Origin of the sequence: Halanaerobium salsuginis, from assembly GCF_900114545.1 — a bacterium.
Classification (GTDB): Bacteria; Bacillota; Halanaerobiia; order Halanaerobiales; family Halanaerobiaceae; genus Halanaerobium; species Halanaerobium salsuginis.
The window spans coordinates 103,926-124,373 of record NZ_FOTI01000004.1 but is presented as its reverse complement, the minus strand read 5'-3'; the positions used below and the strand labels follow the sequence as shown (position 1 = coordinate 124,373).

General features: G+C 33.7%; 18 protein-coding genes and 1 riboswitch. Of the genes, 5 read left to right on the top strand and 13 right to left on the bottom strand.

From position 1 onward, the window contains the following. Positions 1-215, top strand: a 215-nt coding sequence (locus BMZ74_RS02970; RefSeq protein ID WP_143070138.1) for a transposase, incomplete at its 5' end; no start/stop codon positions are given. 187 nt (positions 216-402) lie between these two features. On the opposite strand, the gene BMZ74_RS02965 is transcribed toward BMZ74_RS02970, so the two are convergent. The 9 genes from BMZ74_RS02965 to BMZ74_RS02925 form a co-directional block, all read right to left on the bottom strand. Continuing rightward, complete coding sequence (locus tag BMZ74_RS02965) at positions 403-1,215, bottom strand: hypothetical protein (protein ID WP_089859465.1); 813 nt, start codon at positions 1,213-1,215, stop codon at positions 403-405. 147 nt (positions 1,216-1,362) lie between these two features. Beyond that, the gene (locus tag BMZ74_RS02960; protein WP_089859462.1) at positions 1,363-4,437 is read right to left on the bottom strand and encodes an efflux RND transporter permease subunit; all 3,075 of its coding nucleotides are present in this window, start codon (positions 4,435-4,437) and stop codon (positions 1,363-1,365) included. Continuing rightward, positions 4,434-5,912, bottom strand: coding sequence for an efflux RND transporter periplasmic adaptor subunit (locus BMZ74_RS02955; protein ID WP_089859459.1), 1,479 nt, complete (start codon positions 5,910-5,912; stop codon positions 4,434-4,436). Before BMZ74_RS02955 ends, BMZ74_RS02960 begins: the two co-directional genes overlap by 4 nt. Continuing rightward, the gene (locus BMZ74_RS02950) at positions 5,902-7,233 is read right to left on the bottom strand and encodes a TolC family protein (protein ID WP_245750796.1); all 1,332 of its coding nucleotides are present in this window, start codon (positions 7,231-7,233) and stop codon (positions 5,902-5,904) included. The genes BMZ74_RS02955 and BMZ74_RS02950 overlap by 11 nt, the downstream gene beginning before the upstream one ends. Before the next feature lies 1 nt (position 7,234). After that, complete coding sequence (locus BMZ74_RS02945; protein ID WP_089859453.1) at positions 7,235-7,813, bottom strand: TetR/AcrR family transcriptional regulator; 579 nt, start codon at positions 7,811-7,813, stop codon at positions 7,235-7,237. Positions 7,814-8,082: 269 nt separating this feature from the next. Next, the gene (locus BMZ74_RS02940) at positions 8,083-8,382 is read right to left on the bottom strand and encodes a YkvA family protein (protein WP_089859451.1); all 300 of its coding nucleotides are present in this window, start codon (positions 8,380-8,382) and stop codon (positions 8,083-8,085) included. 223 nt (positions 8,383-8,605) lie between these two features. Further along, positions 8,606-9,391, bottom strand: coding sequence for a MetQ/NlpA family ABC transporter substrate-binding protein (locus BMZ74_RS02935; protein WP_089859448.1), 786 nt, complete (start codon positions 9,389-9,391; stop codon positions 8,606-8,608). A gap of 141 nt (positions 9,392-9,532) precedes the next feature. Next, entirely contained in the window at positions 9,533-10,207 is a 675-nt protein-coding gene (locus tag BMZ74_RS02930; RefSeq protein ID WP_089859444.1) for a methionine ABC transporter permease, read from the bottom strand. Next, the gene (locus tag BMZ74_RS02925) at positions 10,200-11,222 is read right to left on the bottom strand and encodes a methionine ABC transporter ATP-binding protein (RefSeq protein ID WP_089859441.1); all 1,023 of its coding nucleotides are present in this window, start codon (positions 11,220-11,222) and stop codon (positions 10,200-10,202) included. Before BMZ74_RS02925 ends, BMZ74_RS02930 begins: the two co-directional genes overlap by 8 nt. 87 nt (positions 11,223-11,309) lie before the next feature. After that, positions 11,310-11,421, bottom strand: a riboswitch (SAM riboswitch). Between the two features lie 358 nt (positions 11,422-11,779). Between BMZ74_RS02925 and BMZ74_RS02920 the strand changes: the two genes are divergently transcribed. The 3 genes from BMZ74_RS02920 (at position 11,780) to BMZ74_RS02910 (ending at position 13,404) form a co-directional block, all read left to right on the top strand. Then, positions 11,780-12,148 carry an ArsR/SmtB family transcription factor gene (locus tag BMZ74_RS02920; RefSeq protein ID WP_089859437.1) on the top strand — a complete coding sequence of 123 codons (369 nt, stop codon included), beginning with the start codon at positions 11,780-11,782 and terminating at the stop codon, positions 12,146-12,148. Then, the gene (locus BMZ74_RS02915) at positions 12,145-13,101 is read left to right on the top strand and encodes a permease (RefSeq protein WP_089859434.1); all 957 of its coding nucleotides are present in this window, start codon (positions 12,145-12,147) and stop codon (positions 13,099-13,101) included. The genes BMZ74_RS02920 and BMZ74_RS02915 overlap by 4 nt, the downstream gene beginning before the upstream one ends. A 66-nt stretch (positions 13,102-13,167) precedes the next feature. After that, positions 13,168-13,404, top strand: coding sequence for a thioredoxin family protein (locus BMZ74_RS02910; RefSeq protein ID WP_089859431.1), 237 nt, complete (start codon positions 13,168-13,170; stop codon positions 13,402-13,404). Positions 13,405-13,530: 126 nt separating this feature from the next. On the opposite strand, the gene BMZ74_RS02905 is transcribed toward BMZ74_RS02910, so the two are convergent. The 4 genes from BMZ74_RS02905 to BMZ74_RS02890 all read right to left on the bottom strand — a co-directional run bounded on the left by BMZ74_RS02905 (position 13,531) and on the right by BMZ74_RS02890 (position 18,412). Beyond that, positions 13,531-14,712 (bottom strand): amidohydrolase, encoded by a 1,182-nt coding sequence (locus tag BMZ74_RS02905; protein WP_089859428.1) that lies wholly within the window; start codon positions 14,710-14,712, stop codon positions 13,531-13,533. Positions 14,713-14,756: 44 nt separating this feature from the next. Beyond that, the gene (locus BMZ74_RS02900; RefSeq protein ID WP_089859425.1) at positions 14,757-15,926 is read right to left on the bottom strand and encodes a M20 family metallopeptidase; all 1,170 of its coding nucleotides are present in this window, start codon (positions 15,924-15,926) and stop codon (positions 14,757-14,759) included. Continuing rightward, on the bottom strand, positions 15,919-17,160 hold the full coding sequence (locus tag BMZ74_RS02895) for a Zn-dependent hydrolase (protein WP_089859479.1): 1,242 nt from the start codon (positions 17,158-17,160) through the stop codon (positions 15,919-15,921). The genes BMZ74_RS02900 and BMZ74_RS02895 overlap by 8 nt, the downstream gene beginning before the upstream one ends. 70 nt (positions 17,161-17,230) lie before the next feature. After that, positions 17,231-18,412, bottom strand: a complete 1,182-nt coding sequence (locus BMZ74_RS02890; RefSeq protein ID WP_089859421.1) for a hypothetical protein — start codon at positions 18,410-18,412, stop codon at positions 17,231-17,233. Between the two features lie 174 nt (positions 18,413-18,586). Between BMZ74_RS02890 and BMZ74_RS02885 the strand changes: the two genes are divergently transcribed. Further along, positions 18,587-20,446, top strand: coding sequence for a helix-turn-helix domain-containing protein (locus tag BMZ74_RS02885; RefSeq protein WP_089859418.1), 1,860 nt, complete (start codon positions 18,587-18,589; stop codon positions 20,444-20,446). Positions 20,447-20,448 lie beyond the last annotated feature (2 nt).

The following is a 20,448-nucleotide window of genomic DNA, read 5'->3' as shown; positions in this document are numbered from 1 at the left end:
ATAGAGATTCTAGAACTTGGAGAAAGATCTACAACAAAAGAACCAGTGTTGAAAGGACTTTTTCCAGACTAAAAGAGCATCTAAATTTAGAGAACTTAACTGTAATGGGAGCCAAAAAAGTTAAAACTCATTTGTTATTAAGTTCTATCAGTTTGATAGCTGCAAGAATCGCAGCCGAGAAAATCAAGCTCCAAAATCAGGTTTTAGCTGCTTAAAAAGCATTTTAAAGCTTGATTTTAAGTTACCCAAGCTAAGTGCGTCTAAATTTAGCAGTAAATCTATGGCAAATCATTAAAATCTACAATTTCAAGTTAAAAGGCTTATTTTTATGATTCGCAGACAATATTTTTTTGAATTAAACTAAATTAAGCGTATTATGAAATTCGCTTAATTATTTAAGAACTAGACCTTATCAGTAAATTCTGCTAACAATTCATCATAATTAAATTTATTTTCTTTTAATTCTATGTTTTTAATAACTTCATTTAGTTCTGCTTGTTTATCCCGTGCACCAAAATAGTTGCTTTTTTTAAACAAAGTTGTTATCTGTTTAAAATAATCAGGAACTATGTTTACATAACGGCTAATTGTATTAAGCTTATGTTTAAGATTTAAATAATAAAAATCATCACTTAAAGAAAAAAAAGAAAATCTATCTTTGTAAACAGCTGGATACTGACTCATCTCTTCAAGATCAAAGTCATAAGGATATTCCGGTATAGTAAGCAGACCTTTAATTTGTTTAAATTCTGCTAACTCTTGAAATAAATTATCTTTATTATTCTCATCTAAAAATCTACTGCTAATCTTAACATAAAAATCTTTATTTCCATATTTCTCTAATCTGGTTAAATAATCATTGTAATCAGCTAATATTTTATCTTTCCTATTGTAATAATGATAAGAAAAAGGAATCTCAAAAACAAATTTTACATTAGTTGAATACTTTAATTTATCAATCGTTTTAAGTTTAGAATCAAAGTTACAGGAACTAATATCAACAATTATTTCACCTTTACTATCAGGAATCATTTTAATTATTTCTTGATAAAAACTAAGTCTTTTATCACAAATTAATAAATTATTTTTAAAATTATCTTTACTCAAATAGAAATTATTAATTCCATTTTTGAAATTATTTTCTATTAAAAACTCAGCTTCTTTTAAATCAAAATCATTTAAAAAATATAATAATGAACTATAAATATATTTCATTTTAACACCTCAATTCAAGCACTTCTATATTAAGATTAATAAATTATCATATATAAATAGCAATATAATATATAATTATTAAATTTAAAAGGATAGAAGAGTTTAAATTAATAATAATTCTTCTATCCTCATTTTATATTAAACTATTTAAACATGTTTAGCTGCTTCTTCCCTAGAAATGCCTTTCACTTTCGAGACTATAATTTCTCTTAAGTCTGTAATCAAAGAATATACAATTGGGATTACAAACAGAGTTAAGAATGTCGCAAAAGTAAGTCCACTAACAATTACAACTCCCATTGGCTGGGTTGACTCTGAACCCTCACCAATCCCTAGGGCAATTGGTATTAACCCTAAAATAGTAGTAGAAGCTGTCATCATAATAGGACGCATTCTGGTAGCTCCAGCAGTAATAATTGCTTCAATTTTTTCTGTACCATCGCGTCTTAACTGATTTATATAATCAACCAGCACTATTGCATTATTTACAACTATTCCAGCTAGAGTAATTAAACCGAGCAAGGAAGAAACAGAAATTACACTACCTGTAATAAACATTCCTAAAATTACTCCGATAATAGCCAGCGGAATTGTAAACATAATTGTAAAAGGATGGATCAACGATTCAAACTGTGACGCCATTACCATATAGATTAAGATAATCGCAAGACCAAAAGCAAAACCAAGACTGGTAAATGATTCCTGCATATCTTCAAACTCACCTTCATAGGTAAAGCGATAACCATCTGGTAGATCAAGTTTATCTAGGCGCTGTCTAATTTGAGTCATTGCTGTTCCTAAATCAGTGCCATGCAAATCTGCTTCAATTGAAGCATAGCGTTCTTGATCTTTACGCAGAATTTCTACTGGTCCTTCAGTTACATTTAATTCAGCTAATCTGCTTAGCGGAATCATTTCTCCAGCTGGAGTTTGAACATTTAGATTAGGCACCTGTGAATAATTTTCTATCTGATCTTCAGCCAGGCGAACTCTAATATCATATTCATCTCCATCAATTTCATATTTAGTAGAAGTAGTACCATTGATAGCAGCCCGGACAGTATTAGCAATCTGGCTTACATTTAGACCAAATTTACTTGCAATAGCCCGATTAACCTTGATTTGATATTCTGGCTGGCCTTCATCAAAACTATCTTCAAGTTCCCGGAGACCTTCAACATCCTGAATAGCAGCTACTGCGCGTGCAGCCTGTTCTTTTAAGACATCTAGATCATCACCCCGGAGTTTAACATTAACTGGTTTTTCACTGCCTCCCATACCACTTTGTTCCTGAATAGTCAGGTCAAGATCAGGAATTTTAATTGTCTGTCGTAATTCCTCCATTACATCAGAAGTTGATCTCTCTCTCTGATCAGAATCAACTAGCTGAACATTAATAACTCCAGCATGACTTGATTGATCAGTCTGCATCTGACTACTAGAACCAATATTAGCGATAACTGTTTTAATCTCTGGTAGATCAAATAAGGTTTTTTCTATCTCACTCGAGACTTCGTTTGTCCGGTCAAGATTGGTACCAACAGGAAGGCTGAAATTAATTGTAAATTCTCCTCTATCAGTACTGGGCATAAATTCAAAACCAATCCTGGGAACAAGTAATAAACTACCAACTAAAAGTACAATTAGAGCTACTATTACTACCCAACGATGTTTTAAAACACGCTGCAGTAATTTCTTATAATTACGTTTTACCATTCCTTCTTTTTTACTACGCTCAAGTTCTTTCTTACTTACTTTCAAAATTTTAGATGATAACATAGGAATTAAAGTCAAAGCTATCAATAAAGAAGCAATTAAAGAAAATGCTACAGTCAGCGAAAGGTCTCTAAATAATTCACCAGCCATACCTTCTACGAAGACTATCGGCAAGAATACTACTACTGTAGTAACAGTAGAAGCTACAATTGCCATTCCTACTTCCGAAGATCCTTCTCTAGCAGCTTCTATTTTACCTTCACCAAGACTTCGATAACGATAAATATTTTCAAGAACTACCACCGCATTATCAACTAACATCCCGACTCCAAGCGCTAATCCACCTAAAGAAATAACATTCAAATTAACATCAGCAAAATACATTAAAACAAAAGTTCCAATAATTGAAATAGGCATTGCTGTAGCAATAATTAAAGTACTTCTGACATTACGTAAGAAGAGGAATAAAATAATTACGGCCAGAATACCACCCAGAATAGCATTTTGACTAACACTGGCAATTGAGTCTTCAATAAATTCTGACTGATCCATTGCAATAGCAAAACTATAACTTGGATAATCCTGTTTTATTTTTTCTATTTCTTCTCTGACCAGTTTAGCAACTTCTACAGTGTTAGCATCTGTCTGCTTCTGAATCGATAAAGAAAGACTGCGCTCACCATCGGTCCTGGATAAAGTATCTAGATCAGCAAAGCCATCCTTAACATCAGCTACATCTGATAATTTTATCTGACCATTACCAACTGGTACATTAATATTTCTAATCTCATCTAAATTAGAAAATTTACCTATTGTTCTGACCAGAAGTTCTTTTGTTCCCTGGTCAACATTACCAGCAGATACATTAACGTTTTCTGCTGCTAATAAATTACTTATTGTACTAAAATCAAGATTATAATGTTTAAGTTTTTGGCGTTTAACAGATATAACAATTTCTCTATCTAAACCACCCTGCATATTAACCTGAGCTACCCCACTGATTCTTTCCAGACGCGGAATTATATCATCATCAACTTCTTCTTTTAGTTCTGAAATAGATAGTTCACTCGAACTAACTCCATAATTCATAATTGGCATCATTGAAGGATCAAATTTGAAAATCAAAGGTGCATCTGCCCCATCAGGTAAAACAGCATCTCTAATTAAATCAACCTGTTCTCTTAAATCTTGAACGGCAAAATCCATATCACGTCCCCAATTAAATTCAATTACAACAGTTGAACTTCCCATAGAAGAAGTTGAAGTAACACCTTCAACTCCTTCAACAGTAGCAACTGAACTTTCAATTGGTTTGGTTATTAAATTCTCAATTTCTTCTGAACCTACTCCTTCATAGGTGGTAATAATAGCTGCACCTGGAAAAGTAATATCAGGAAAGAGATCAAGGCTTAATCGGGAGAGAGAAACACCACCCAATAATAGGATAATAAAAATTATCATGGCAGTTGTTACTGATCTCCTAATCGAAAAGTCTGATATTTTCATTGATTTTTCACCTCAACCTCCTGCCCATCTGTGAGATCACTTTGACCTCTTACAATTACTTTTTCTCCAGCTTCAATACCACTTTTAACTTCAACCTGGCTATTATTATTGACCCCCAGTGTTATTTCTCTTCTGACAGCTTTACCGTCCTGAAAAACAAATAAATAGGGTTGATCTGAATTAAGACCAACTATACTGTCAATCGGAACTACAACAGCATCACCAGTCTGTCCTTTAGCAATTTGTACATCAGCAAACATCCCGGCTCTTAGTCTGTGATCCGGATTAGCAAGCTTTACCTTAACCAAAAATGTGCGGCTGGAAGGATCAGCAGCAGGACTAATATTTGCTATTTCTCCCTCTACATAATTCTGGCTAGATTCTGCTTTAACTTCAACTTTCTCACCAGTTTGAATAGCTGAAACTGTACTAGCAGTGAGATTAACCTCTACATAAAGCTGATCAATATTAATTAGCCGAACCACTGTTTGACCGGCACTAATCATTTCACCATCATCGACATTAACTTCAGCAATCAAACCGGTAAATGGAGCTGCTATTTTACTTTTTGAAATATTATCATCAATTTCGGCTAAAGTAGCTTCTGCCTGCTTTACCTGGGCCAGACCTGCTCTTACCTGTTCTTCCCTGGGGCCCCGTTTAGTTTCTTTTAAATTAGCTTCAGCAACAGCCAAACTACTCTTGGCATTTTCAACCTGACTGCGGGAATTTTCAAGCTGCTGCTTTAATTCTGTTGGATTATCATAAGTAGCTTTTGTCAATTGGTAATTTTTTTCTGCAGATTGGAGAGTAGATTTAGCCTGATTTAAAGATGTCTTGGCATTATCAAAAGCATCTTCTGCATCTTCATAATCTTTTTCGGAAATAACATTATTATTATATAACTTTTTGGAACGCTGATAATTTCTTTCAGCCTGATCATAATTGACCTGGGACTGATTTAAAGATTGTTGAGCATTATCAAGCTGCTGCTTTGCACTAACGAGCTGTTGTTCTAGAGAACGACGGTCATTAAATAATTCCTGCATCAATTTATAATTAGTCTGAGCACTTGCAAGTGCTGTTTTAGCCTGTTCATAGGAAGCTTCTACTCGATCCAGTTCTTCAGCAGTTGCTCCATTTTTCAACTCATCATAACTTGCTCTAGCACTGTCTAGTGCTGCCTGGGCCTGTCTCTTCTGAATTAAAAGTGATTCATCATCTATCTTAACCAAAAGATCACCTTTTTTTACCTGATCTCCAATTTCAATATTTACTTTGTCTGCAATCCCACTAATTTGAGCTGGTATATCAACTTCATCAATAGGAGCAATAGTTCCAGTTATAATTTCATTTAAGCTAATATCAGTCTTGGCTGCTTCTGTTACTTCAATAGTTTGTGCAGAAACACCAACACTAACAGCACTAAGCAAAATTATCAGTAAAGTAAACGCTAGTATTTTATTATTTTTCATCAGCTATCACATCCTCAAAAAATTCTTTTAACCGTCCTGTTTTATACACTGTTCTAAATAATTCTATTTCATATTGGTAACGAGCCTGCATCAAAGAAATCTTTGCCTGATTATAAGTTCCCTGGGCATCAATTACATCTGAGTTACTTGAGACTCCTGCATCATAGCTGGTATTAGCTATCTCTAAATTTTCAGCGGCATTTTCTAAAGATAGTTTTTCCAATTCTAAAGATTCTTTTGTCTCATTAACTGTCAGAATAGAATCTTCAACGTCAATATCAATATTCTCCAATAAATTTTGACGGGTATTGGCTAATTGTTCTAATTGAATTTCTTGTTTATCGGCATTAATCCCACCTTCACCACCATCATATAATGGTACATTTACTCCTACAGTCATTGACCAGCTTTCATCATCACCTGGGAAATCATCACCAGTCCAGTCATAGGAACCATTTAAAGAAATATTTGGGCGATAATACTGACCAGCTAATTTTTGATTTAATTCAATTATCTTTTTATTTAATTCCAATTTTAAAAGGTCTGGATCATTCTGCAGAGCGGTCTGATAAAGCTGCTGCTGAACAAGATTTAGGTTTAGATCAGGTTGAGGATCATTAACTTGATAATCCTGTTTAATAACCAGCATCTGACTCAATCTACGTCTTGCTATCTGTAAATCATTACGGGCAGCAGTTAAATCTTCTTCTGCATTACGCTGTTCAATCTGACTCTGCAGTAAATCTTGTCTGATTGCTACTCCAGCCTCTAAATTATTTTTGACAATTCTTAGATGTTCATTAACTATGTCAAGAGCTTCTTCCTGAATATCAACTAGTGCTTTTGCCTGTAGAACACCATAATAAGACTGAATCAAATTAAAAAGCTGATCTTCTAAGGCAGCCTCATAATCAGCCCGACTAATCTCTAGACTATAACCAGCAATTTTTTTCTGCATTGCTACTTTTCCTCCCAACCAGAGTGGTTGAGTTAAGCTAATTGAACTTGTATAACTATCATCAGAACCCTCTACAAAAAGCGGTCCCGAAGGATAGGCAGGGTTAAGCCCCATACTTGGTTCATCAAGCTTAGTATAAGAACTGCTTAAATCAAGAGTTGGAAAATAAGATCTAACTGTAAGTTCTACATCTTTTTCAGCATTAGCAATATCTTTCCTGGCATTTTCGAGTTCTCTATTATTAGCTACTAAAATTTTAACAGCCTCTTTTAAAGATAAATCCTGAGCTGCTATAATACCTGAACTTGAAAAGAGAAATACTATTACTAAAATAAAACTAAAAATTTTTTTGCTTTTTTTCAATTTAATTCTCCTTCCTGCTAATACCATGCATTATAAAATTATAAATAAAGTCTATTCTATTCTGTACATTTTCTTTTTTATTCAATATATCTCCATAATGAGGATTAAATAAAACTGATAATATCAACATTGATATCTCAGTAGGATTTTCAGCTTTAACTAACTTAGCAGAATGTGCTTCTTTCAATATTTGACTGATAATCTGAATGTTTTCGTTGTTAACTAGATGTACTTTATCCTTAAAATCTCCATCTAATAATTCAACATTATTTCTAAAAATATTAAACATATTTAAATGATTAGTAATGGCCTTAACTACATATTCAATTAAACAATAAATTTTTTTATCAGGTCTTTTATCAAATTCCGAAATTTTTTTAAATCCTTGATTAAAATAATCTATTCCCATAAAGGCAATTTCTTTAAAGAGCTCATCCTTACTATCAAAGTACCAATATAGAGTCCCCTTGCTCACTCCTGCTCCCTGGGCAATTTCTTTCATAGAAACAGCATGATAATTATTCTCTGAAAAAAGTCTTATAGCTGACTTCATAATTTCAGATCTTGTATCTTTTTCCATAAAGCCCTCCTTTCCTCTCTACTGACCGGTCATGTAGTTATTAATTATACAGGCAAAAAATTAAATTGTCAACAAATAAATATAATGTTTTAAAATAAAATAATTTACAGCAAGATCCCTTTTACTATAAGGTTAAACTTAGTATAATTTAATTATTTAAACTAAAAGAATTATATGAATTTTATGTTAAAAATATGTGACTATTTTAACTTATTTTTAACTAAATTAATTTATTTATTTTTTCTAAAAAAGTAATTTATATTTTTCTTTTATTCAACCGTGTAATTATCCTGTGAAATATCAACTGCATCAGGATCCATCTTATTTTTCCTAATTTCAGGATCAGCTTGTTTATATTTAGCAAGCATTCCTTTTAAAACTGGCCACATTAATATGAAAACAGCAATATCATCTAATTGACCCAAAACAGGAAAAAAATCTCCTACTAAGTCAAAAGGCAGCAGCAGATAAGCCAGGGGAACTAAAAACAGCAGTTTCCTGGTTAATTTAACATCAGAATCTTTAAGCAGTCGTAAAACATTAACAGCTGTTAATAGTAGTTTTTTCATAAGTATACCTTCTCTACTTAATTAATTTTAAAATTAAAATTTAAACTAACTTAATTATAATATAAAATACTTTATAAAACAAAAAACAGCCAGGAAAATAAATAGCTTAAATTACCGCTGGAAATATAAGTAATTAGCTTAATTATCCATAACTGTTTTTATTAATATATAAAATTAAATTTGTAAATTATTTTAATTTGAAAAATATTAATCTAACTAAGCTTTAAAATGCTGGTACAACTGAACCTTCATATTTGTCCAGAATAAATTCTTTTACTTGATCAGAATGCAGAACTTTAGCTAAAGTTTTAATAGCCTGACTATCCTTATCTTCAGCTCTAACTGCTACTACATTAACATAAGGTGAGTCACTGCCTTCCATAATCAAAGCATCTTCGAGTGGATTAAGATCTGCTTCTAGAGCATAATTAGTATTAATAATAGCTCCTGCTACATCAGGTAAAACACGTGGCAACTGGGCTGCCTCTAATTCTTCAAATTTAAGATCTTTTGGATTTTCAGTAATATCAATTGGAGTTGCACTTAGATTAGTCGGATCAGCTAAAGTAATAACTCCTTCATTATGCAGTAATATTAAAGCTCGCCCTTCATTAGAAGGATCATTAGGAACAGCTAAAGTAGAACCAGCTGGAATATCAGCTAAAGTCTGATATTTATTTGAATAAAGTCCAATTGGTTCAATATGAACTTTAATTGCAGAAACAAGATCAAGACCACGATCAGCGTTAAACTGTTCTAAATAAGGAACATGCTGAAAGAAGTTTGCATCAATACTGCCATCACTTAAAGATAAGTTAGGTGTTACATAGTCAGTAAATTCTACTATCTGTAAGTCAATCCCTTCTGCCGCCAGATCATCTTTAATAAAATTAAGTATCTCTGAATGAGGAACTGGAGTTGCTCCAATTTTTAAAACCTGATCATCAGCCTGCACTGCACCTGCTACTAAAAATAATGCTACTAAAATAAATAATGTTCTTTTAAGCATAATTATCTCTCCTCTTCTACTTTTTATTTTATAATTATTTAAATTAAATAAACTTAAACTAATTCAGTTATATACAAAAAATGCATATATATTTATCATAAATAGTATTTTATTAGAAAAATAGTAAATAGCTAACTAAAATCAACTGCGGTGATCAAATAAACCAGCAATTTTGTTACCAAAATATTGAATTAACTGTACTACAACTACTAAAATAACTATTGTTTCGAGCATAATAGCTAACTGAAAGCGCTGATATCCATAACGAATAGCTATATCGCCCAGGCCACCGCCTCCAACAGCTCCTGCCATCGCAGAATAACTAACCAAACTAATTGCTGTTAAAGTAAGTCCCAATATTATAGCTGGTAAAGATTCCGGCAGTAGTACCTTAAAAACTAATTGAAAAGGACTGGCACCCATTGACTGAGCTGACTCAATAACACCCTGATCAATTTCAAGAATTGCATTATCTGTTATCCGGCCCATAAATGGAATTGCTGCCAGAGAAAGAGGAACTATTGCTGCTGTAGTTCCAATTGAAGTACCAACAATTAATCTTGTCAAAGGAATTACAGCTACCATTAAAATAATAAAGGGAATAGAACGACCAATATTTATAATTCCATCTAAAATAAAATTAATAAATTTATTTGGTAAAATATGATTTGGACGAGTTATTGTTGTCATAACTCCCAATGGTATACCACCGATAATTGCAAAAAGCAGTGCCATGCCTACCATATACATGGTTTCCAGAAAACCACTCCACATTAAATTATTATAGCGGCTTAATCCCATAATTGTCTCAAACATTATCTAACACCTCCACTGCCAGACCCTGACTCTTTAAATAGGCAGTACTTTCTTCTATTTTATCTAATTCGCCTTCCAGACCAAGAATCAAAGTGCCGAAAGGAACTCCCTGAATTTCATCTATATTCCCATATAAAATGTTTGCATCAACTGAATAATGTTTAACTAAATGAGAAATATAAGGGTCATGTGATTTTTCTCCTACAAAAGAAACTCTGATTAGCTCTCCCCTTTTTTCTGCTTTCATATATTTAGCAACCCGGGAAGGAATATTAAAGTCAATCACAGAACTAATAAATTTTTTAGTCAAAGATTGTTTAGGTCTGGAAAATAATTCAATAACTGAACCAGTCTCAATTATTTTACCTGCTTCCAGAACAGCTACTCGATCACAGATATCTTTAATTACTCCCATCTCATGAGTAATTAAAATTATAGTTAAATTCATTTTCTCTCTAATTCGAGCAAGCAGCTCCAAAATGGCCCGGGTACTTTCTGGATCAAGCGAAGATGTAGCTTCATCAGACAAAAGCAAATCAGGTTCATTAGCTAAGGCACGAGCAATCCCAACTCGCTGTTTTTGGCCCCCCGAAAGCTGAGAAGGATAATGATCAATCCGATCAGCCAGGCCAACTAATTCAATTAAATCAGCCGCTTTTTTAAGTCTCTTTTTCTTTCTTACACCAGCTATTTCAAGTGGAAAAGCAACATTTTCTAAAACGGTCCGGGAAGAAAGTAAGTTAAAATGTTGAAAAATCATTCCTATCTTCTGGCGGGCTGCTCGCAAATTTTGCGAGCTTAAAGCTGTTAGATCAGTTCCATTAATTGTAATTGAGCCAGAAGTTGGCTTTTCAAGCAGATTAAGCATACGAATTAAAGTGCTTTTTCCAGCTCCACTGGGACCAATCATACCAAATATTTCACCATCATTAACTTCCAGGTTCAACCCATTAATTGCTTCTACCTTACCCTGAGCTGCCTGATAATGTTTAGTTAAATTATTAATTTTAATCAATTATCGATCACCCTCTAAAAAATAATAAAACTGCCCTAAAAAAGGCAGTTAGCAATGAAAAAATCCTCCTGAGAGGATTTATATAACCTCTCATCTATCATTCCCAACTGGAAATGCTGGAATTAGCACCTTACTAGAGATTATTTAAGTAGGTTGCCGGGCATCACAGGGCCAGTCCCTCCGCCACTCTTGATGATTCTTATCTTTATTTTAATTTATATAAAAGTTTATCACTCAATATTGAAGCTGTCAAGTTTAAATTCAAAAAACTTCTATAGCTTTTTTAGTTTAAACTAAGAAAACTAGTTACAAGTTAATTATTTTCCGCTCTAATTTTCTACTTTAAAAGGAATTTTAAGAAAAAAGAAACCCAATCCTAAAGATAAAATAGCAGCAATATATTTCTGATTAACTCCATCTTTTTCAGCAAGAATGATTAAATAAATATTATTATTAATATAAATTAATATAAAATAATAATTACTTGCAATATAAAAGATTAAATTATATAATCATATTAGTTTTTATTAATATGAAATAGGTGGTGTGATTTTAAAATGGAAAGTTTATTAGTATTTTTAAAATGTATTTCAGACCAAAACAGACTAATTATACTGCGTCTGTTAGCTGAAGGAGAATTTTGTGTATGTCAATTGCAAAAATTATTAAATAGATCACAATCTAGTGTATCTCAACATCTTAGTTATTTTAAAGAACTTGATTTACTGAAAGAAAGACAATCCGGCAAGTGGATTTATTATACACTCAACAGGCAAAAATATGATAACTACTTAGCCCAACTGCTTAAATTTACTTCTATTGATTTTAAAAAAGCTGGTCTAACTAAATTGGATGCTTGTTTAAAAGATCTACCTTCTGCTGCAGAAATCAAGGGAGAATCATTATCAGGACAGTGTTGCAAATGATTAAGTTATTTGCTGATCAGCTAGTTTTTGGCTGGCTGGGATTAGATACCACAAGTCAAATTGGTGAGGCTTTAAACTTTTTTATTTATGACTCAATTAAAATTATTTTTTTACTGGCAGTGATGATTTTTTTTATAGCTTTATTGCGATCATTTTTTCCCCCGGAAAAAACTAAAGCTGTCTTAAGTAAATATAAACAATCTACTGCCCATTTAATGGCAGCTCTGCTTGGAGTAGTAACTCCATTCTGTTCTTGCTCTTCTGTCCCTATCTTTATTGGCTTTGTTGAATCAGGCATTCCACTTGGAGTAACATTTTCATTTCTAATTACTTCTCCCATTGTAAATGAAGTTGCTTTAGTAATGCTTTATACAATTTTTGGATGGAAAATTGGCAGTCTCTATTTAATTAGCGGTATAGCAGTTGGCATAATCGGTGGTCTAATTATTGATAAACTAAATCTAGAAAAATATGTAGAAGAATACGTTTATCAAATTAAAAAAACTAAAACTCAGCTTAAAAAATCAACTTGGCAGGAAAGAATTAATTTCGCTAAAAATGAAGTTAAAACTATTGTAAACCGTGTCTGGAAATATGTCCTCCTAGGAGTTGGACTGGGAGCAATTATTCATGGTTACGCTCCTGCAGCGGTTCTGGCTAAATATGCTGGTGATAATAATCCCCTGGCTGTAATTGCAGCAGTTATAATTGGAATTCCTCTTTATTCAAATGCAGTAGGAACTATTCCAATTGTAGAAGCATTACTCGCTAAAGGTGTGGCCTTAGGAACTGCTTTAAGTTTTATGATGGCAACAACAGCTTTATCACTACCAGCAATGATAATTCTGCGTAAAGTTATTAAACCAAAATTAATTGCTATCTTTATAACTGTAGTTGGTCTTTCAATTATTGGGGTTGGCTATTTATTTAATTTTATTATCAACTTTATTTAATTAAATTTTATAATTAACCCGGATAGTTTTATTAATTACTAAACTAAAAATAAAGGAATGATTAGAATGGAAATCAAAATTTATGGATCAGGCTGTAAAAAATGTGTTAAATTAGCCAAAAATGCTCAGCAGGCAGCCAGCGAACTTGGCGTTAAGGCTGAAATTATCAAAGTTGAAGCAATCGAAGAAATTGCTGCAGCCGGGATAATGAGCACCCCGGCTTTAGCAGTTAATGATCAGCTTAAAGTTAAAGGCCGAGTAGCAAGTCCAGCTGAGATTAAAGAATTTTTGAGTGAAGCTTAGTTCAAAAAAATCTCTAATTACTTAAAGGCCCGGTCTAATTATTGATATCAATAATTAGACCGGGCCTTTTTCTTTTAAAAAATTATTTAACTGCCAAGCAAAAATCTTTTAATTAATAATTAAAGCTTATTTGTCTAAATAATCAAGGGCAAAGCGCAAATACAATTCTGTTCCGATCAGCAAACTAGCTTCATTAATTTGAAAAAGCGGATGATGGTGGGGATAATTTTGTTTAGGATCTGCAAAGCCTGCTCCTACAAAAGCTAAACAGCCTGGTACTTCTTTCAAATAATAAGCCAAATCCTCGCTCCCAGTCCGGGCAGCCAGCTTAGTTAAATTGACTTGCCCAACAACATCTGCTGCACTGCTTGCTGCCAGATCAGCAATTTCAGGATCATTGCTGGTTGGAGGAGTACCTTGTTTTACTTCTGCTTTAACATCTAATCTAAAAGATTTAGCTAGCTGATTAGCATAACGCTCAATGGCCCGGGAAGCTGCTGTTCTTGTTATTTCATTAAAACAGCGTAAAGTGCCCTCCAGATGAGCCCGACTGGGAATTATATTAAATCTACTTCCACTTTTAATCTCTCCCAGAGTAAATACAACTGGATCTAGAGGATCGATTTCGCGACTAATAACTGCCTGTGATTCCAGAGCAAAAGCCGCAGCTGCAGGTATGGGATCAATTGTTTGATGCGGTTGAGATCCATGGCCACCTTTACCAATAAAATCGACCAGCACATAATCACCGGAAGCCATTCGAGGCCCTGGCTCAACATTAATCTGGCCTGTCTCTAAATCACTCCAGAGATGAATTCCAAGCAAGGCATCAACATCTTCTACAGCTCCTTCTGCGACCAGCTGAGCTGCTCCTTCTACCATTTCTTCAGCTGGTTGAAAAATCAGCTTAATAGTACCATAAAACTCTGCTCGCAAGCTGTTTAGAATTCTAGCCGCTGTTAATAACATTGCTGTATGGCCGTCATGGCCACAGGCATGCATTAAACCTTCATTTTCTGATTTAAAATCACTTTCTCTTAATTCAGTTACTGCAAGAGCATCCATATCAGCTCGCAAAGCAACTGTAGATAATTTTTTGCCATCTGGAACATTTTTACTGCCTGTAATTGTAGCCACTACACCTGTTCCGGCATATTCTTTAAAATCAAGACCAGCTGCATTTAATTCTGTTTTAATTCGCTTTGAAGTTCTCGTTTCCTGCCAGCTTGCTTCAGGATGACGATGAAAATCACGCCGCAGCTTAATTAAATAATCTTTTTGACGGGTAACACTATCTTTTAAATTCATAGTTAACTCCTTTCTGCTCAAGACAAGGTTAGCAATAGTAAATTTTAATTATTATTTAAATAATCAACTGCAAATTTTGCGTAAAGAGCAGCAGAATTTTTAAGAGCTGTTTCATCAATATTAAACTTAGGATGATGATGAGGGTAATACTCTACTGCCGCTTGGTTTTTAGCGCCTACAAAAGCAAAAGTGGAAGGTACCTCTTCAGTATAGAAAGAGAAATCTTCTCCACCAGTTGTTTTTTCCAAATCATAGATAGTATCTTCACCAAAAAGACTGCTTGCTGACTGACGACCTAATTTCGATAATGCAGCATTATTATTCACAACTAAAGTTAATTTATCATACTCAACTTTAACTTCAGCTCGATAAGCCCTGGCTGTTTCTTCAGCAACCCGCTTTATCATCTGAGGTAATTTGTCATTAATTTCAGCATTAAAGCATCTTGTAGTTCCTTCTAAATGAGCTTTACCTGGTAGAACATTAAAACGACTGCCTGAATTAAACACACCAACAGTTACTACAGCTGCTTCTAGAGGATCAATCTCTCTACTAACTAGAGTCTGTAAATTCATTACAATAGCGGCAGCTGTAGTTGCTGCATCTATACCCTGATGTGGCATTGATCCATGTCCTCCCTGGCCAGTAACATCAATTGCAAATTTGCTAACTGCAGCCATCCGCGGGCCATCTCCTAAAGCAACTTTACCCGCTGGAACTTCATTCCAGACGTGAATTCCAAAGATAGCATCCACATCTGTTAGAACATGATCAGCAACCATATTTTTAGCCCCAAGTGCTACTTCTTCTCCCGGTTGAAAAATAAGTTTAACCTTACCATTAAATTCATCTTTTAAATCAGTTAAAATTTTAGCTGCTGTTAACAGACCAGCTGTATGAGCATCATGACCACAGGCATGCATTAAACCTTCTTTTTTCGATTTATAATCAATCTCATTTTCTTCTACTAGTTCCAGTGCATCCATATCAGCCCGCAGAGCAATTGTTTTACCCGCTGCCTTACCTTCAATAACAGCTACTACTCCTGTACCAGCAGCTGAATATGGTTTTAAACCAAGCTTTTCTAACTCTTCCTTAACTCTCCGGGAAGTTCTTTCTTCCTGCAGACTTGGCTCAGGATATTGATGAAATTCCCTCCGCAATGCAACAGCTTCTGCAAAATATTTTTCTGCTAATTCTTTTACTTTATTCATCTACTTTTGCCATCCTCTCTACTGTGTGATAAATTAATTCAATTCCTTTTTGTAAATCTGCATAATCGGTCCATTCTTCCGGACAATGGCTGCGGCCATTATGGCTGGGCACAAAAATAAGACCAACTTCAGTTAAGGCAGCCATAATCATTGCATCATGACCAGCTCCACTAGTCATCCGACGATAAGATATATCATGTTCTGCAGCTAATTGGGCAAAGTTTTTTCTAATCTCAGCTGACAGTTCTACTGGTTCTACCTGCAGCATTTCTTCCAGTTCCCAGCTTACATCATTAGCTGCTGCTGTATTTTTCAAAAGCTGAATAAATTTTGTCTTAATTTCAGCTAAAGCTTCTGCACTTTTTGAGCGTAAATCAATTGTAAATTCCACTGCTGCTGGCACAATATTAGCGGCTCCTGGCTTGACAGTTAGCTGACCACAAGTAGCAACAGTCTCAGAACCAACTGTAAGCGCCAGATCTTTTAAGTGAGCAATAGTCTGACTGGCAGTCAGCAGAGCATCCTGTCGCATCGTCATCGGAGTTGTTCCAGCATGATCTGGTCTGCCGCTCAGCTTAACCTTAAATTCATTGATACCAACCACAAATTCAACTAATCCTACATCCTGACCTTCGCTTTCTAAAATTGGTCCCTGTTCAATATGCAGTTCAATGAATGCTTTTAAATCTTCAGAACGACGAACAGCCTGCTCAATTTTAGCTGGATCAAAACCAGCTTTAGTCATTGCAGCTGCCATCGAAATATTAGCCTGGTCTTTGTTATTTAAAAGTTCTTGCTGACTAACTTGACCAGTCATAGCGCGACTGCCAAAAACACCTGAGCCAAAACGTCCACCTTCTTCTTCAATCATTGCTATAAATTCAACTGGATAATCATTTTGAAAATCATTCTCAACTAAAACAGTCATAATTTCCAGGGCCATTACCACACCAGCCGGGCCATCAAAATTACCGCCATTTTTTACAGAATCATAGTGAGACCCAATCATAATAACAGGTGCTTCAGGATTATTACCTGGCAAACGCCCTAAAATACTAGCTGCCGGATCTTCGGATACTTCCAGGCCCAATTTATTTAATTCAGCTTTTAAATAACTGCGGGCTTGTTGTTCAGCTTTAGTAAAAGAAAAACGAGTTAAACCAGCTCCCTGATTAGAATTAAATTGACTTAAATTTTCTATATGATTTTTAATTCTCTTTAAATTTGTCTTCATCCTACTAGCTACTCCTTTCTTACTATTAAAATTAGCAGGCACCAAATCTGATGCCTGCTCAGTAAATTAACTAAATTAATTTAACAAAAATACCGGCTATAATTACAGAAGCAATAGTTACTGTAGTAAAACCACCAACTAACATTTTAGGCAGCATTTCATCCAGTACATACTCTCTTTCTGCTTCAGTTTTAGTCATTGACTTAGCTGACTCTATAGTCAAAATATAATCAGCTGGAAAACCATAAAGGGAAGTCATTGCAACTGAAAAAGCCATCTCTTTAGTATAACCAAATAACTTTCCTAATAACATTGAAACTACTGCCATTCCAAATATCCCTAAAACTATAATTCCAAAAAGTGGCACTACAATTTGGGCCAGCATAGCTGGAGTTGCTTTTGATAAACCAGCAAAAATATAACCCATTAAAATTGTCATCAAAAAACCAAAAGCATTAGCTTTTACAAGTGCTTTTTCCTCCAAAAAACCAATTTCTCGTCCAATAACCCCAAATAACAGACAAACTACAAATTGATTAAGATGTAAAAAAGGTGCAACTGCTACAGCTAACATAGCAACTAAACCAAGTTTCAGTAAAATTGCATAAGTTGTCTGATATTTAGCAGGCAGAGGTGAAAAAATCCTAAATCTACTATCTTCTGCTTCTACTGAAGATGCTGGATTATTAACTGCTGCTACTTCTCCATTCCTATACTTATCTACTAAACGTTTTGCTTCCTTTTTTAACATAAAGGCAGTGATTGGATAACCAAAAAAGCCCTGCATAACATACATTGCTGTAGCTAAAACTGCAACTGCAGTTAAACCACGATCCGCTGCTGCAGTAGACATTAAAATTGAGGCTACAACACCTCCAGTTAAAGGTGGGGTGGCGGCTACTACAGTATGCCAGCCAAAGAAAAGCTTCCCAATTGTTAATGTCATTAAACAGATACCAGCGATTCCCGAAAGAGCAATTAAAACAGTTCTCCACTGGCCTAAAAGTTCTTTTAAATTCATTAAAGTACCCATGTGAGTCAACAAAAGATACATTGAGAGATAAACAATTGGTTTAGCAAATGAACTTTGCGTTACAATATCAGCTGGTAAAATAGTCCAATAGCCAACTAAAAACAAAACTGCTGATACAAAAACAGATGGCACAAAAGCCTTTGTTTTTGTCGAAACAAATTCCCCTAAAGCTAAGATCAATAAAACAATACTAAAAGCCTGAATTACATTTAATGTCATTTTTCTCCTCCTATACTACTCTCTATTCTTTCCAACCATTATAACAATAATCATCCTGAGTGACTATGTTGTTAACACCATGTTTTTTAATAAAAAATTGTGGTAACAGTTGTAAAAAGTAACTTTATTAATTATAATTAAATATAGTAGGATAAATAAATCAGGAGGCAAAGCATGAAAGCTAAAATAAACAATAAAAAACTTCTAAAAGCAAATTCACTACTTGAGACAAGTAAACTGCTTAATTCTGAAACTGAAATTAAAACTATTTTAGATACTCTTTTAAATAAATCTCTAGAATTAACTCCCGGGGGAGACATGGGAGCCATTTTTCTACAAAATGAAAAAACAGGTGAATTAGAAATTTTTGCAGCCAGGGGAATGGGAGATGAGGTTAAAGGAGTAAGTCTGCAGGTCGGGGAATCAATGACTGGCATTGCTTTTGAAAAGCAGGAAACTATTTTTTTTAAAGACAGCCAGATGGTGCAGCAGATAATGGGCGAGATGCGACCTGGTAATCAAAAATTAGCAGTTGCCGGTAATGTAATTGCAGCTGAAATTAGAAGTTCAATTTGCTGTCCTTTAATCTATAAAAATAAAGTAATCGGAGTACTGGTAGTTGACAATACAAATAAAGCTAATTCGTTACAAGAAGAAGATGTAGATTTTTTAACAGATATTTCTGTCCAGGCTACCATAGCTATTATTAACGCTCGCAATTATGAAAAACAGCGTCAGGCTAACCAGAAATTAAAAAAATATAATCAAATTATTCAGCATCAAAAAGATAAATATGAACACTCTTATGCAATCCATAATAAACTAACTAATATGATTTTAACAGGCAGTTCAATCGATGATATTTTAAGTGAACTTAAAAAAATCATTGAACATAATCTTTTTATTGTTGATCTCTTCTATAATCTAAATCACCATTCACATCTATCAAGTAAAAAATTAACGGAAATTAGTCAAGTATTTAGTAAATTAATTAAACATCTGCGCAATACTAAATCAATCTTTATTGATTCTCAAAATAATAATAAATATTCTATTTTTCCAATTATTGTTAATCAAGAGATTATGGGCTGGTTATGCATCTTAAGTAAACAGAATCATCAGCTGGGAGAAATGGATATTATAGCTGCAGAAAGAGCCACTACAATTATTGCTTTAGAGTTAATTAAGAAAGTAGAAATCAATGATATGGAACAATCATTGAAAGGAGACTTCCTGGATAGTCTAATTTATAATAATGATGCAGAATATATCAATAAATGTGCTCATCGTTATGGTTTTAATTTCGAAAAAACGCATCGAATCTTAGTTATTAAACTCGATATTAATAATAAATCGGAACATCAGACTAAAAAATTATTAAAAAAATATTATCAATCTATTAACAAAAAAACTAAAGAATTTTTCCCGCAAGCAATTTCTTTAATTAAAAGAAATATGATTGTTATTATAGTTGAAGCAGATCAGCAGAAAAGAAAAAGCATAGTCAAAAAATATGTTGCTGAGCTTGAACAAATTTATAGTTCTATTTTACCTTTTAAAAAAGAAAACTTTAATTTCAAAATAGGAGTCAGTAATAGTTTTGCTAAAATAGCTGATTTTAAAAAATCATACTTTAATGCACTACAGGTTCTGGAAATGATTAAGCAGCAGGCAAAATTAAATTTTGCTTACTATGAAGAATTAGAAGTAAAACGTTTATTGCGTGCCAATAAAGAAGAAGAACTCAAAAAATTTTCTAATAAAATTTTAGCTCCACTCAAAAATTATGGTAATTCTTCTCAGAATGATTTTAATCAGACACTTAAGATATATCTGCAGAGCAATTGCAATTGGACTTTAACTAAAAACAAACTTCATATTCATGGTAATACTTTAACTTATCGCTTAAATAGAATTAAAGAAATCCTGGCCATCAATCTTGATGATTACCAGGATCGTCTAAAGCTGCAAATAGCTTATGAAATAGAAGAACTATACAATCAAAAAGAACAGTTCGATCTAACTGCTGAATAATA

Coding starts and splice junctions, on each gene's coding strand:
- BMZ74_RS02965 (WP_089859465.1), bottom strand. CDS start 1,215: ATGAAATATATTTATAGTTCATTATTATATTTTTTAAATGATTTTGAT.
- BMZ74_RS02960 (WP_089859462.1), bottom strand. CDS start 4,437: ATGAAAATATCAGACTTTTCGATTAGGAGATCAGTAACAACTGCCATG.
- BMZ74_RS02955 (WP_089859459.1), bottom strand. CDS start 5,912: ATGAAAAATAATAAAATACTAGCGTTTACTTTACTGATAATTTTGCTT.
- BMZ74_RS02945 (WP_089859453.1), bottom strand. CDS start 7,813: ATGGAAAAAGATACAAGATCTGAAATTATGAAGTCAGCTATAAGACTT.
- BMZ74_RS02940 (WP_089859451.1), bottom strand. CDS start 8,382: ATGAAAAAACTACTATTAACAGCTGTTAATGTTTTACGACTGCTTAAA.
- BMZ74_RS02935 (WP_089859448.1), bottom strand. CDS start 9,391: ATGCTTAAAAGAACATTATTTATTTTAGTAGCATTATTTTTAGTAGCA.
- BMZ74_RS02930 (WP_089859444.1), bottom strand. CDS start 10,207: ATGTTTGAGACAATTATGGGATTAAGCCGCTATAATAATTTAATGTGG.
- BMZ74_RS02920 (WP_089859437.1), top strand. CDS start 11,780: ATGGAAAGTTTATTAGTATTTTTAAAATGTATTTCAGACCAAAACAGA.
- BMZ74_RS02915 (WP_089859434.1), top strand. CDS start 12,145: ATGATTAAGTTATTTGCTGATCAGCTAGTTTTTGGCTGGCTGGGATTA.
- BMZ74_RS02910 (WP_089859431.1), top strand. CDS start 13,168: ATGGAAATCAAAATTTATGGATCAGGCTGTAAAAAATGTGTTAAATTA.
- BMZ74_RS02905 (WP_089859428.1), bottom strand. CDS start 14,712: ATGAATTTAAAAGATAGTGTTACCCGTCAAAAAGATTATTTAATTAAG.
- BMZ74_RS02900 (WP_089859425.1), bottom strand. CDS start 15,926: ATGAATAAAGTAAAAGAATTAGCAGAAAAATATTTTGCAGAAGCTGTT.
- BMZ74_RS02895 (WP_089859479.1), bottom strand. CDS start 17,160: ATGAAGACAAATTTAAAGAGAATTAAAAATCATATAGAAAATTTAAGT.
- BMZ74_RS02890 (WP_089859421.1), bottom strand. CDS start 18,412: ATGACATTAAATGTAATTCAGGCTTTTAGTATTGTTTTATTGATCTTA.
- BMZ74_RS02885 (WP_089859418.1), top strand. CDS start 18,587: ATGAAAGCTAAAATAAACAATAAAAAACTTCTAAAAGCAAATTCACTA.